This is a genomic window from Bradyrhizobium sp. CER78 (genome assembly GCF_029846235.1).
GTDB lineage: Bacteria > Pseudomonadota > Alphaproteobacteria > Rhizobiales > Xanthobacteraceae > Bradyrhizobium.
Genome location: NZ_JARVWP010000006.1, coordinates 120,324 through 132,618 on the forward strand (window position 1 = coordinate 120,324; position 12,295 = coordinate 132,618).

The following is a 12,295-nucleotide window of genomic DNA, read 5'->3' on the forward strand; positions in this document are numbered from 1 at the left end:
CGAGAGGCCATGACAACGCAGCAGCCCGCATGGCGCGCCACCGTGCTGACCCTGTTCCCGGACATGTTTCCGGGTCCGCTCGGCGTCAGCCTGGCCGGCAGGGCATTGGCCGGCGGCCTCTGGGCGCTGGAGGCGCGCGACATCAGGGCGTCAGCGACCGACAAGCATCGCAGTGTCGACGACACGCCGGCCGGCGGCGGCCCGGGCATGGTGCTGCGGGCGGATGTGCTGGCGGCGGCAATCGATGCCGCCGCGGTCGCGCCTGACCGTCCACGCCTTTTGATGAGCCCGCGGGGTCGGCCATTGACCCAGACCCACGTCGCCGAGCTGGCGGCCGGGCCCGGCCCCCTGATCGTCTGCGGCCGCTTCGAGGGCATCGACCAGCGGGTGATCGAGGCTAGAAGCCTCGAGGAGGTCTCGATCGGCGATTATGTGCTGTCCGGCGGCGAAATCGCCGCGATGGCGCTGATCGACGCCTGCGTCCGCCTGTTGCCGGGGGTGATGGGGAAGCTGGCCTCGGGAACCGAGGAGAGCTTCTCCGAAGGACTACTGGAATACCCCCAATACACCCGTCCGCAGGAGTTCGAGGGCCGCCAGATCCCGGAAATCCTGATTTCCGGCGATCACGCCAAGGTCGCGGCCTGGCGGCTGGCCCAATCCGAGGCCCTGACGGCGGTCCGGCGGCCCGATCTCTGGGCTAGGCGTGCCGGCCAAAAAGCCGCTCCGCGAAGGACAAAAAACACGACAGACGGGTGACAAACCCTGCGCTTTGCCTTATAGGCACGGCCTAATCCGCACACGCGCAGGATAGATGGACGTTTGCGCAGCCCCCATACAGGCTGGGCGCGCCGCCGATGGAGATTTCGATGAACCTTATTCAGCAGCTCGAAAAAGAGCAGTTCGACAAGCTTGCCGCCACCAAGGACATCCCGGAGTTCGGCCCCGGCGATACCGTCATCGTCAACGTGAAGGTGGTCGAAGGCGAGCGCACCCGCGTGCAGGCCTATGAAGGCGTTTGCATCGGCCGTTCCGGCCAGGGCCTCAACGAGAGCTTCACCGTGCGCAAGATTTCGTACGGCGAGGGCGTCGAGCGCGTCTTCCCGGTGATGTCGCCGATGATCGACTCGATCAAGGTCGTGCGTCGCGGCAAGGTGCGTCGCGCCAAGCTCTATTACCTGCGCAACCTGCGCGGCAAGTCGGCCCGCATCGTCGAGAAGCAGGACCGCCAGACCGCCGTCGGCGAGTAATCCATCCCGCAGAGGGACGTGACGAAAAGCGCGGGGCCTGCCCCGCGCTTTTTTGTTGCGGCATACTTATCTGACTTGCAGGCCCGCGCATCGATCGATTGTCGCGGGCGCGAGCCCTGTGTTAGAAATTTAGAATGGTTCCGGATCAAGCAAGCCAGCGCTGCCCAAGTCAGAGCTGTCCAAGTCAGACCTGCAAGCGCGTCGTGATCGACGATCGCTCGCGGCTGCCCGGCCGCTTCTTCGGGCGCTTTGCGACGTCGGCAACGTCTGAGCTTAGACGCGCAGCGTAACGCTGCCTGGACGCCTTCGCCTGCTCGCGCGCTTAAGTCGCGCTCACGCCATTCACCACTGAATTTCTTCTGGAGCTGAAGCTCATGTCCAAACCGACCACGTTGTACGACAAGATCTGGAACGACCATCTGGTCCATGAGGCCGAGGACGGCACCTGCCTGCTCTATATCGATCGCCACCTGGTGCACGAGGTGACCTCGCCGCAGGCGTTCGAAGGCCTGCGCGCTGCCGGCCGCAAGGTGCACGCGCCGGACAAGACGCTCGCGGTCGTCGACCACAACATCCCGACCACCGATCGCTCGAAGCCGAACCCCGACCCCGAGAGCATCGAGCAGATGCGGGTGATGGCGGAGAACGCCAAGGAATTCGGCATTGAGTATTACAACGAGTTCGACAAGCGCCAGGGCATCGTCCACGTCATCGGCCCGGAGCAAGGCTTCACGCTGCCCGGCACCACCATCGTCTGCGGTGACAGCCACACTTCGACGCATGGCGCGTTCGGCGCGCTCGCGCACGGCATCGGCACGTCGGAGGTCGAGCACGTGCTGGCGACGCAGACGCTGATCCAGAAGAAGGCCAAGAACATGCGCGCGATCGTCGACGGCAAATTGCCTGAAGGCGTGACCGGCAAGGACATCATCCTGGCGATCATCGGCGAGATCGGCACCGCCGGCGGCACCGGCTATGTGCTGGAATATGCCGGCGAGGCGATCCGTGCGCTGTCGATGGAAGGCCGCATGACGGTCTGCAACATGTCGATCGAAGGCGGCGCGCGCGCCGGCCTGGTGGCGCCCGACCAGAAGGCGTTCGACTTCCTGCGCGATCGCCCGAAGGCCCCGAAGGGCGCGGCCTGGGATGCCGCGATGCGCTACTGGGAGACGCTGCGCTCCGACGAGGGCGCGCATTTCGACCACGAGCTGCGGCTCGATGCCGCCAAGCTGCCGCCGATCGTCACCTGGGGCACGAGCCCTGAGGACGTCATCTCGATCACCGGCTTCGTGCCGGATCCGGACAAGATCGAGGACGAGGCCAAGCGGCTCTCCAAGCATCGCGCGCTGAAATATATGGGCCTGACCGCCGGCACCAAGATCACCGACATCAAGCTCGACCGCGTCTTCATCGGCTCCTGCACCAACGGCCGCATCGAGGATTTGCGCGCCGCGGCGAAGATCGCCGAGGGCAAGACCGTCAACGCCAACGTCAATGCGATGATCGTGCCGGGCTCGGGCATCGTGAAGGAGCAGGCGGAAGCCGAAGGCCTCGACAAGATCTTCATCAAGGCCGGCTTCGAATGGCGCGAGCCGGGCTGCTCGATGTGCCTTGCGATGAACCCGGACAAGCTGAAGCCGGAGGAGCGCTGCGCCTCGACCTCGAACCGCAACTTCGAAGGCCGCCAGGGCTTCAAGGGCCGCACCCATCTGGTGTCGCCCGCGATGGCCGCGGCAGCCGCGATCGCCGGCCACTTCGTCGACGTCCGCGACTGGCGGTAAGGTAAGGTTTCGCCTCAACGTCGAGCCGTTGTGGAAACGGCTCGTTAACGGGGTGCTCGCACACTGGCTCCTTGCGAAGACCAGCTTCGCAAGGAGCGCGTGCCGTGGCCGATAAACCCGAATTCGTCGATATGATCAGCGATGCGACGCGCCAGAAGCGCCGTCGTCACGCAGCGCCGCGCATCATCGATCCGCTTCCCGAGGTGAAGGAGACCTCGCGCCTCAGCCACTGGCCGCCGGACCGCTGGACGCAATGGCGGATGGAGAACCTGACGCCCTGGAAGATCAAGCCCTGGAAGCTGAAGAACTGGGACTGAGCCCGAGGCTTCGCAATCGGGCGCCAGTCGGCGCCCGTTTGTCATTTGGGCGGTGTCCCCTGCGGGATCGGTGCTGCTAGTCACACATCTCGTGGTTAAACGTCCAGCGCCCAGCCAGAAAAGTGCGTGGCATGGTGATGCACGTCGCCGTCCGGAACGGCGAGAAGGCCATTGGTATTGCCTGCTGCGTCCGTATAGAACCCGACGATGTCTCCCTTGTCATTGATCCCATTGAACACTGTCGATCCGGCCGCGTTCGGATCGTCCAGCGTGATGAATGTCCCGGTGTGGCTATCATAGATGATGCCGTGCGTGACGCCGTTGACGACGTCTTCCCCGACCGCGATGCCGTGATCGTTCACTCCAAGGAGCTCGGTCATGGTTGCGCCGGGCGCGTCCACGGTCTTGAAGACGAAATGGTCCTCCAGGAAACCGTGAGTGGCGCCCGCGCTATCCGTGTAGAAACCGGCGACCGTGTCCTTGTTGTTGATCGCCGCCGCAACGGTGCTGACCGCAAACGGATCATTGATGTCGGCTGAAAACTTGCCGCTGTTGATGTTGTAAGTGTAGCCGTGGCTGTTCCCGGACGCGTCGTTGTAGAATCCGACCGCAATATTGTGGTCGTTTACCCCCAGAAGCTGGTTTTCGATCAGGACCCCGGGATTCGGTTGGGTTGGCGTATGCGGGTTGTTCACCTCTGTAAAAACGCCGTGCCTTTCATAGAAGCCAAACTGATTGTCAACCGCCGTCCCATTGTTCGTCGGGTAGAAGTATCCGACCGCGGTGCCGTTGTCATTGAGCCCGGTCAGCTGAGTTTGAGGCACACCAGGAAAGTCCACGGAGTGAAACGTGCCAACCGTGCCGGATGTCGTGAGCAGGTATCCCTGGTTGGGATGCCCGGCGGCTCCACTGCCGTAAAATCCGGCGATCAAGCCCTGATTGTTGATCCCTAGCAATTGATTGAAGGTGAGGTCGGCCGGATTGTCGAACGTGTGGAAGTCGTACATCGTATGCTCGCGCATGCTCTGCTCCCTTGGTGAGATGACGTGCCGAAACGACAAATCCACGCAGTGAGAAGGCGCTCGTGCATTTTCGTGTTGTTCGGGAACACCCATTCGATGCGACCGTCACGGCACGCCGCTTCTTCTGTGCGGAACGCCAGCATGCTGTCTGTGTCTCAACACCGGATGAGACGATGAGAAAGCCGCACGGCTCTCGCGATTAGACGCGGGAATTCGCAGCCGCTCAAATGACAAGCATTTTAATTTCTAAAAGGAACTGGAACACGACCTACTCAAACTGGGACATGATCCCGGACGCTTTCGTGACGGGATGACAATAAGATGAAGGCAATGAGATCAAGCTGCCGCGAGTACTCGCCCGGGAAGGAATGACAGTGACCGTCTATGTGATCGTACAACTCAAGATGACCGATCGGGCCGCCTATGACCGGTATCAGGCGCGCTTCTTCGACGTGTTCAGGAAGTTCAACGGGCGGCTGCTGTCGGCCGACGAACATCCCGCGGTCCTCGAAGGCAGCTGGGATCGCGACAAGCTGGTGCTGATGTCGTTTCCTGACGAAGCCGCCTTCCGCGCCTGGGCGGAATCGCCCGAATACGTCGAGATCTCCAGGGATCGCAAAGCGGGTGCGCAAGGCATCGTGCTGCTGGCGAAGGGCTTTGCGCCATGACGTCAGCTGGCGCAGCTCCGGTCGCGCGGAGCTGCACGTGTGTCGGTCTGCTACGCCGCGCGCATCACCAGAACGGGCCGAACCCGAAGCCGAACGTAAACGGCGCCGGCGAAGCGTAAGGATACGGCCGATAGTAGTACGGCCGCCCGTAATAATAGGAGCCGTACGGCCGATAATAGGAATAGGGCTGATAGTACGGCCGGTAATAGGGCCGGTAGCCGCGGTGATAATGGTGACGATGGTAATGGCGATGATGGCGCTGCGCGCTGAAGTCGGTCGCCTTGCCCGCGTGCCGCCCTTGTGCCGCAGCCTGCGGCTCGGCTGATGTCGCGGCAGTCGCCGATGCCGGCGCCGTCAGCGCGAATGCACAAGCGAAAGCGGCGACACCGATCCATCTCGTCATGATCAACTCCTGCAGATTTCGATTGATATCATCTCGCGCGCGCGAATCTGCCGGTTTGATGGCTGAGAACGACGACAGGCCCGCTGCTCACGGGCCTGTGTCTCAACTGCGCTGATACGCCGCGAGATCAGCGGCGCCAGTGGCGGCGATGGCCCCAGCCACGGTGATGTCCGCGATGCCAACCACGATGCCAGCCGCGATGATGTCCACGGCCCCAGCGTACCTGCGTGGTGGCCTGGTTCGCGTTGTCCTGAACCGTTGCGGCGGTGCCAGGCGTCGCCAGCGACATCGCGTTCGCGCGCTCGGCCGGCGCCGCCAAAACCAGTACGGCACCGACGGCCGCAAGCCCCAGAACGTTCATCACCTTCATGAGTTGTCTCCTTGATTTTGATTCCTGGATGTCACGTCTTGCAACGACGACTCGCGTTCGAGTCGACCCCCGTTGCCGCGACGCAGATCGCAAGCGGGATGCGGACGACGTGAGCGGGAAGTGAAAGCTGCGCCACGATCATGAATGCCGGTGGCGCACTCAGGTTCCGATTGAGCCGCAGGAATTTTCGTGTCTGTGCGTAAGACCGGCATAGACAATGGTCGTATCTTGCGAGGTGGCTCTCGCTGGAGATCGCCGATGACACAACGAGACCCGCGCAAATGGTTCACGCTTGGTGCGGCCGCGCTCGCTGGTTCCATGATTTCGATTGATGTCGCGCTCGCCTCGCAAGGCCCGGGCGGCGGCATGGGAACGGCGAGCCATCTCACGCAAATGCTGATGGCGCTCGCGGTCTATGGAACGATGGGAGCGATCGCAGCTGTCGCAGTGATCAGTGCAGCACGTCGGCGAACGCGCAGCTAGCCCGGCCGCCAGAAGCAGTTCATGCGCGGCGTGATCACGGTGCCGCTCGGCCGGTGCTCCTGCACATAGGTCGCGGTGCAGTCGCGGACCGCGTTCGGACCCGGATTGTAGCGCGGGATCACATCCGGTTCCCAATGGTCGGGCGGGTTGGACCGGTAGATCGGCACGCGCTTCAGCCGGCGGCGCTCGACCACCCGCTCGCGCACCACCGGTGCGGTCTCACCGATGCGCGCTTCGGCTGCCGCGCTCTGCGCCCGCGCCTGTCCCGCCGGGAGCAAGAGCCCGACTGATGCCGCCAACAGCGCTGCCGCCACGATCCGTTTCATCACGCCACCCGAGCCCCAATTATTGGGCGCACGGTCTCCCATTGCGCAGCCAAGGTCAACTGCGCTGGCGCCGCTAGAGGCACTCGCGCTAAAGGAGTGTCATGTGGACCACAGCAAAAGCCCCCTCGCTCGCCGAGATGGAGGCCATGGCGCATGAGGTTTTCGAGCGCCTGCCCGAGACGTTCCGGGCCCTCTGCGAGGGCCTGATCATCCGCGTCGACGATTTCCCGACCGACGAGGTGCTCGACGAGATGCAGGCCGAGAGCGAGTTCGACCTGCTCGGCCTGTTCCACGGCATCGGCCTGCCGCAGCAAAGCCATGGCGACGTGGCCCGGCTCCCCAACCTGGTCTGGCTCTACCGCCGGCCGATCCTGGACTACTGGGCCGAGCACGACGAGACCCTCGGCCACATCGTCCGCCACGTGCTGATCCACGAGATCGGCCACCATTTCGGCCTCTCGGACGCCGATATGGAGGCGATTGAGGCCGATGCGGGCTAGCTCTGCAAGATTGGCCCTTTTACCGCTGTCACATTCGCGATAAACATCCGGCCCGTATCCCCAATTTTTGCCCGGGAAGAGCACCGATGGACAAGTTCACCACGCTGGAAGGCGTCGCGGCACCGCTGAAGATCATCAATGTCGACACCGACATGATCATTCCGAAGCAGTACCTCAAGACCATCAAGCGCACCGGCCTTGGCAAGGGGCTCTTCTCCGAGCAGCGCTACAAGGATGACGGCAGCGAGAACCCGGATTTCGTCCTCAACCAGTCCGCCTATCGCAACGCGAAGGTGCTGGTCGCCGGCGACAATTTCGGCTGCGGCTCGAGCCGCGAGCACGCGCCGTGGGCGCTGCTCGACTTCGGCATCCGCTGCGTGATCTCGACCTCTTTCGGCGACATTTTCTACAACAACTGCTTCAAGAACGGCATCCTGCCGATCCGCGTGTCGCAGGAGGACCTCGACAAGCTGTTCGACGATGCCGAGCGCGGCGCCAACGCGACGCTAACCATCGACCTCCCCAGCCAAGAGATCCGCGGTCCCGACGGCGGCAAGGTCAAATTCGAGATCGATCCGTTCCGCAAGCACTGCCTGATCAACGGCCTCGACGACATCGGACTGACGATGGAGAAGAAGAAGTCGATCGACACCTATGAGGCCAAGCTCAAGGAACGTGCCTGGGCCTGAGACCCGGCGTATCATCGCGCCCCGGTGCCCTCAGGCGCCGGGGTTTTTCTTTGATCGAGCTCCGTTCCGATGAGATCGGAACGGTGCTCTAGGTTCTAGTTTTGACGCGTTTTCTTCACGCGAACCGGTATCCACTTCGCTCGAAAACGCTTTAGTCGCCCTGTCACGAACCTGCTGATGGCTGACGCGCATGCTGCCTGACATCGTCACCTTCTGGCACGGCTCCATGGACGCGCTGCGCCAGACCTGCCTGCGCTCGCAGCTGGCGGCCGGACACAAGGTCACCGTCTACAGCTTCGACCCGATCCCCGGCCTGCCCGACGGCGTCGGCAATGCCGAGGCCGAGGCGGTGCTGCCGCATGCGTTCTCCGAGAAGCTGCGTCCGGCTGAGCGCGACGGTTCGTGGCGCGACTGGACCATCCTGCAATTCAGCGACTTCTTCCGGATGCGGCTGATGGCGCAGCGCGCCGGGCTCTGGCTCGATGCCGATGTGCTGTTGCTCAAGCCCGTCGAGATCGATCCGGCAAAGCCCTATTTTGCCTGGGAGCGGCCGCGGCAGCTCGGCAACTCGGTGCTGTATCTGCCGCCACATGATCCGATCGTGCGCGCATTCGAAGCGTTGATGCAGCAGGACGAGCTGACGCCGGACTGGCTGGCGCCGCGTCACCGCCTGACCTTTGCGATGCGCAAGCTGCGCGGCAAATCCAATCGCCTCTCCGACATCCGCATCGCGATCTACGGCCCCGCAGCGCTCACCGCGCTGGCGCGCCGCGAAGGTGAGTTGCAGTATGCGCTGCCGAAGCGTTCGTTCTACGCGGTGCACGCCGAGCCAAGACTGTTCTTCGAGCCATCGGATTTCTCGCGCTATTTGAGCGATCCGCAGATCATCGGCCTGCACATCTCGCCGAAGGGACGCGGCAAGGAAGCGCCGATTCCGGGCAGCCTCTATGCCTGGGCGGCGGAGATGTTTGGCAGCTGACGCGCACCCTCCCCTGGAGGGGGAGGGTCGGATCACATTGAGCGCAGCGAAATGTGAGACGGGGTGGGGTGATCTCTCAACACGGGCAGTGCTCGAATGGAGAGATCACCCCACCCCGCTGTGCATTCCGCTTCGCTACATGCCCAGCGACCCTCCCCCTCCAGGGGAGGGTTGGATCAATGCCCCATCGCGGCGATTGCGTCGGCGATCGCGATGGTGCGCTTGGCCATTTCGGCGTGCAGGCGCTCCACCATGCGGCCGTCAAGCTGGATCGCGCCGCGCGAGGCGTTCTCCGGTTGTGCGAAGGCGGCGATGATCTTGCGCGCCTCGGCGACCTCGGCCTCCGGCGGCGTGAAGATCGCGTTGCAGGCATCGATGTGGCTCGGATGGATCAGCGTCTTGCCGTCGAAGCCGAGATCGCGGCCCTGCGCGCATTCCTCGGCGAAGCCGTCGATGTTGCTGATGTCGCCATAGGGGCCGTCGAGGATTTCGAGCCCGTGCGCGCGGGTCGCCAGGATGCAATGCGTGATCATCGGGATCATCGCGGCGCGGCCCGGCTTCATGCGGATCCGGGTTTCACGCGCAATGTCGTTCGGTCCGAACACGAAGCCGGCGAGCCGGGTCTCGGAATCCTTCGAGGCCGCGGCGAGCTTGTCGGCGTCGAGCACCGCGCGCGCGGTCTCGATCATCGCCCAGACCCGGATCGAGGCAGGGGCGTTGATGTCGCTGAGGCGATCGGCGACGGCGTTGAGATCGTCGACCGTGGAAATCTTCGGAACCAGGATCCCATCCGGCTGCGCCTTGCCGGCCATGCCGATGTCGTCGACCCACCAGGGCGTATCGAGCGCGTTGATGCGGATCAGGACCTCGCGCTTGCCAAAACCCTTGGCGGCAACCGCCTTGGCGATTTGCTCGCGGGCCACCGCCTTGGCATCGGGGGCAACGGAATCCTCCAGATCCAGGATAATGCCGTCGGCTGCCAGCGTGCGGGCCTTCTCCAGCGCCCGTGCATTCGATCCCGGCATGAACAACAGGCTGCGGCGCGGACGGGTCATCGGCATTCTCCTGCGGGCTTGGGCTCCGCCGCCGTCCATTGTTTGGGCAGCGGGCAGGAACCATCCTTCAACGCTGCCGTATCATCTCAGGCGGCACGCCGAAAGTCTTGTTCCCGTCATTGGCATGTGGTTAGCCAGAGGCCATGAAATTCTTTCCGAAGCAGTTGATCGACGGCTACCGGACCTTCGCGACCCAGCGGTTGCCGACTGAACAGTCGCGCTACCGGGACCTGTCGGAACGCGGCCAGTTTCCCGAAACCATGGTGATCGGCTGCTGCGATTCCCGCGTCTCGCCCGAGGTGATCTTCGACGCGGGTCCGGGCGAGCTGTTCGTGGTGCGGAACATCGCCAATCTGGTTCCGGTCTATCAGCCCGACAGCAGCGCGCACGGCGTGTCGGCCGCGCTGGAATATGCCGTGACCGTGCTGAAGGTGAAGAACATCGTGGTGCTGGGCCATGCCCAGTGCGGCGGCATCCGCGCCTTCGTCGACAAGATCAAGCCGCTCACGCCCGGCGACTTCATCGGCAAATGGATGCAGATGTTCATCAAGCCGGGCGAGGTGGTCGAGCAGCGCGACCATGAGAGCATGCAGGACTTCGTCACCCGCATCGAGAAGGCGGCGGTGTTCCGCTCGCTGGAGAATCTGATGACCTTCCCGTTCGTCCGCGAACGCGTGGAGAGCGGCGAGACGCAACTGCACGGCGCCTATTTCGGCGTCGCCGAGGGCTCGCTGTTCGTGCTCGACCGGGCCGCGAAGGAATTCATCAGCGTCACCGACGCCCTGAAGGCCGGCGAGTAGCGCTGTCGGCTACCCCTCGTGGGCGTTGCCCCAGCGATCGGACAGCGCGAGCAACAGCGCCGAGATCACGAACACCAGGTGCACGGCGACGAGCCAGGTCATCCGCGTCGCGTCGAACGCGGCATCGATGTTCAGGAACGCTTCCAGCACGTGGATCGCGGAGATCGCGACGATCGAGGCCAGCAGCTTCTGCTTCAGCCCGGCAAAATCGATCTTGGTGATCCAGATCGGCCAGTTCGGATTGCCCGACGTGTCGATGCGCGAGACGAAGTTCTCGTAGCCCGAGAACACCACGATGAGAATGAGATTGGCGACCAGCGTGACGTCGATCAGCGCCAGCGCATCGAGGATGACTTCGGTCGATTTGTAGCCGGCCGCATGCAGGACGAATTCCCACAGCATGCGCGCGAATTTCAGCAGCAGCACCGCGAGCGCCACGACCAGGCCGACATAGAACGGCGCCATCAGCCAGCGGCTGTTGAACAGCACATATTCGAAGCCGCGCATGATGCGCGGCGTCGCCGGACTTGCTGGGGTGGGGACCGATTGTTCCGACATGGCTCAGCCCCCCGTTTTGGTCTGTCTTAAGCCGCTTTTTGCTTGGCGGTGATCAGCTTGCGGTTGATCAGGACTTCGGCGATCTGCACGGCGTTCAGCGCCGCGCCCTTGCGCAGATTGTCCGAGACGCACCAGAACGCCAAGCCATTCTCCACGGTGGCGTCCTCGCGGATGCGGCTGATATAGGTGGCGTCCTCGCCGGCGGCCTCATAGGGCGTGACGTAGCCGCCCGGCTCGTGCTTGTCGATCACGAGGCAGCCCGGCGCATTGCGCAGAATATTGCGCGCCTCGTCCGCGGTGATCGGATTGGCGAATTCGACATTGACCGCTTCGGAGTGACCGACGAAGACCGGCACGCGCACGCAGGTCGCGGTCAGCTTGATCTTGGGATCAAGGATCTTCTTGGTCTCCGCCATCATCTTCCACTCTTCCTTGGTGAAACCGTCTTCCATGAAGACGTCGATCTGCGGAATGACGTTGAAGGCGATGCGCTTGGGAAACTTCTGATTGATCAGCTCGTCATTGGTGTAGACGGCCTTGGTCTGCGAGAACAGCTCGTCCATCGCGTCCTTGCCGGCGCCAGACACCGATTGATAGGTCGAGACCACGACGCGGGTGATCGTCGCCTTGTCGTGCAGCGGCTTCAGCGCGACCACGAGCTGCGCGGTCGAGCAGTTCGGGTTGGCGATGATGTTCTTCTTGGTGAAGCCGGCGGTCGCATCCGCGTTCACCTCGGGCACGATCAGCGGCACGTCCGGGTCCATGCGCCAGGCCGACGAATTGTCGATCACGACCGCGCCGGCGGCGCCGATCTTGGGCGACCATTCCTTGGAGACCGAGCCGCCGGCCGACATCAGGCAGATGTCGATGTCGGAGAAATCATAATGCTCGAGCGCCTTCACCTTCAGCGTGCGGTCGCCATAGGAGACCTCGATGCCGACGCTGCGGCGCGAGGCCAGCACGACGACCTCGTCGGCGGGGAATTTGCGCTCATCGAGAATGTTGAGCATTTCGCGCCCGACATTGCCGGTCGCACCGACCACCGCGACTTTGTAACCCATCGTTCACTCTCCGACGAAATATGCCCGTTCCCCCGC

The 12,295-nt window shown here is 63.4% G+C and carries 17 protein-coding genes; 10 read left to right on the top strand and 7 right to left on the bottom strand.

Annotated elements, in window-relative coordinates; translation table 11 throughout:
• The first annotated feature begins 9 nt into the window (after nt 1–9).
• The 4 genes from trmD (at nt 10) to QDT69_RS14670 (ending at nt 3,345) form a co-directional block, all read left to right on the top strand.
• Nucleotides 10–756: a tRNA (guanosine(37)-N1)-methyltransferase TrmD gene (trmD, locus tag QDT69_RS14655; RefSeq protein ID WP_279707225.1), complete on the top strand. Its 747-nt coding sequence runs from the start codon at nt 10–12 to the stop codon at nt 754–756.
• 110 nt (nt 757–866) lie between these two features.
• The gene (gene rplS, locus QDT69_RS14660) at nt 867–1,247 is read left to right on the top strand and encodes a 50S ribosomal protein L19 (protein ID WP_018269387.1); all 381 of its coding nucleotides are present in this window, start codon (nt 867–869) and stop codon (nt 1,245–1,247) included.
• A gap of 374 nt (nt 1,248–1,621) precedes the next feature.
• Entirely contained in the window at nt 1,622–3,028 is a 1,407-nt protein-coding gene (gene leuC, locus QDT69_RS14665) for a 3-isopropylmalate dehydratase large subunit (protein WP_279707226.1), read from the top strand.
• A 104-nt stretch (nt 3,029–3,132) separates the two neighbouring features.
• Nucleotides 3,133–3,345, top strand: coding sequence for a hypothetical protein (locus tag QDT69_RS14670; RefSeq protein WP_279707227.1), 213 nt, complete (start codon nt 3,133–3,135; stop codon nt 3,343–3,345).
• A 95-nt stretch (nt 3,346–3,440) separates the two neighbouring features.
• On the opposite strand, the gene QDT69_RS14675 is transcribed toward QDT69_RS14670, so the two are convergent.
• Nucleotides 3,441–4,367, bottom strand: a complete 927-nt coding sequence (locus QDT69_RS14675; RefSeq protein ID WP_279707228.1) for a hypothetical protein — start codon at nt 4,365–4,367, stop codon at nt 3,441–3,443.
• Nucleotides 4,368–4,741: 374 nt separating this feature from the next.
• Between QDT69_RS14675 and QDT69_RS14680 the strand changes: the two genes are divergently transcribed.
• The gene (locus QDT69_RS14680; protein ID WP_279707524.1) at nt 4,742–5,035 is read left to right on the top strand and encodes a DUF1330 domain-containing protein; all 294 of its coding nucleotides are present in this window, start codon (nt 4,742–4,744) and stop codon (nt 5,033–5,035) included.
• 64 nt (nt 5,036–5,099) lie between these two features.
• Here the strand turns inward: QDT69_RS14680 and QDT69_RS14685 are convergent, their stop codons facing one another.
• Nucleotides 5,100–5,438, bottom strand: coding sequence for a hypothetical protein (locus tag QDT69_RS14685; protein ID WP_279707229.1), 339 nt, complete (start codon nt 5,436–5,438; stop codon nt 5,100–5,102).
• A gap of 127 nt (nt 5,439–5,565) precedes the next feature.
• Nucleotides 5,566–5,808, bottom strand: a complete 243-nt coding sequence (locus QDT69_RS14690; RefSeq protein WP_279707230.1) for a hypothetical protein — start codon at nt 5,806–5,808, stop codon at nt 5,566–5,568.
• A 258-nt stretch (nt 5,809–6,066) separates the two neighbouring features.
• Between QDT69_RS14690 and QDT69_RS14695 the strand changes: the two genes are divergently transcribed.
• Entirely contained in the window at nt 6,067–6,291 is a 225-nt protein-coding gene (locus QDT69_RS14695; protein WP_279707231.1) for a hypothetical protein, read from the top strand.
• On the opposite strand, the gene QDT69_RS14700 is transcribed toward QDT69_RS14695, so the two are convergent.
• Entirely contained in the window at nt 6,288–6,617 is a 330-nt protein-coding gene (locus QDT69_RS14700) for a hypothetical protein (RefSeq protein ID WP_279707232.1), read from the bottom strand. The genes QDT69_RS14695 and QDT69_RS14700 overlap by 4 nt on opposite strands.
• 101 nt (nt 6,618–6,718) lie before the next feature.
• On the opposite strand from QDT69_RS14700, the gene QDT69_RS14705 reads away from it, so the two are divergent.
• From QDT69_RS14705 to QDT69_RS14715, 3 genes are all read left to right on the top strand, one after another.
• The gene (locus QDT69_RS14705) at nt 6,719–7,117 is read left to right on the top strand and encodes a metallopeptidase family protein (RefSeq protein ID WP_279707233.1); all 399 of its coding nucleotides are present in this window, start codon (nt 6,719–6,721) and stop codon (nt 7,115–7,117) included.
• A gap of 86 nt (nt 7,118–7,203) precedes the next feature.
• Nucleotides 7,204–7,806 carry a 3-isopropylmalate dehydratase small subunit gene (gene leuD, locus QDT69_RS14710; protein WP_050424965.1) on the top strand — a complete coding sequence of 201 codons (603 nt, stop codon included), beginning with the start codon at nt 7,204–7,206 and terminating at the stop codon, nt 7,804–7,806.
• Between the two features lie 190 nt (nt 7,807–7,996).
• Nucleotides 7,997–8,785, top strand: a complete 789-nt coding sequence (locus QDT69_RS14715; protein WP_279707234.1) for a hypothetical protein — start codon at nt 7,997–7,999, stop codon at nt 8,783–8,785.
• Nucleotides 8,786–8,961: 176 nt separating this feature from the next.
• Here the strand turns inward: QDT69_RS14715 and QDT69_RS14720 are convergent, their stop codons facing one another.
• On the bottom strand, nt 8,962–9,840 hold the full coding sequence (locus QDT69_RS14720) for a CoA ester lyase (protein ID WP_279707235.1): 879 nt from the start codon (nt 9,838–9,840) through the stop codon (nt 8,962–8,964).
• Between the two features lie 143 nt (nt 9,841–9,983).
• On the opposite strand from QDT69_RS14720, the gene QDT69_RS14725 reads away from it, so the two are divergent.
• The gene (locus QDT69_RS14725; RefSeq protein ID WP_279707236.1) at nt 9,984–10,640 is read left to right on the top strand and encodes a carbonic anhydrase; all 657 of its coding nucleotides are present in this window, start codon (nt 9,984–9,986) and stop codon (nt 10,638–10,640) included.
• Nucleotides 10,641–10,649: 9 nt separating this feature from the next.
• On the opposite strand, the gene QDT69_RS14730 is transcribed toward QDT69_RS14725, so the two are convergent.
• The gene (locus tag QDT69_RS14730; RefSeq protein WP_279707237.1) at nt 10,650–11,198 is read right to left on the bottom strand and encodes a TIGR00645 family protein; all 549 of its coding nucleotides are present in this window, start codon (nt 11,196–11,198) and stop codon (nt 10,650–10,652) included.
• 26 nt (nt 11,199–11,224) lie between these two features.
• Nucleotides 11,225–12,259, bottom strand: coding sequence for an aspartate-semialdehyde dehydrogenase (locus QDT69_RS14735; RefSeq protein ID WP_279707238.1), 1,035 nt, complete (start codon nt 12,257–12,259; stop codon nt 11,225–11,227).
• Nucleotides 12,260–12,295 lie beyond the last annotated feature (36 nt).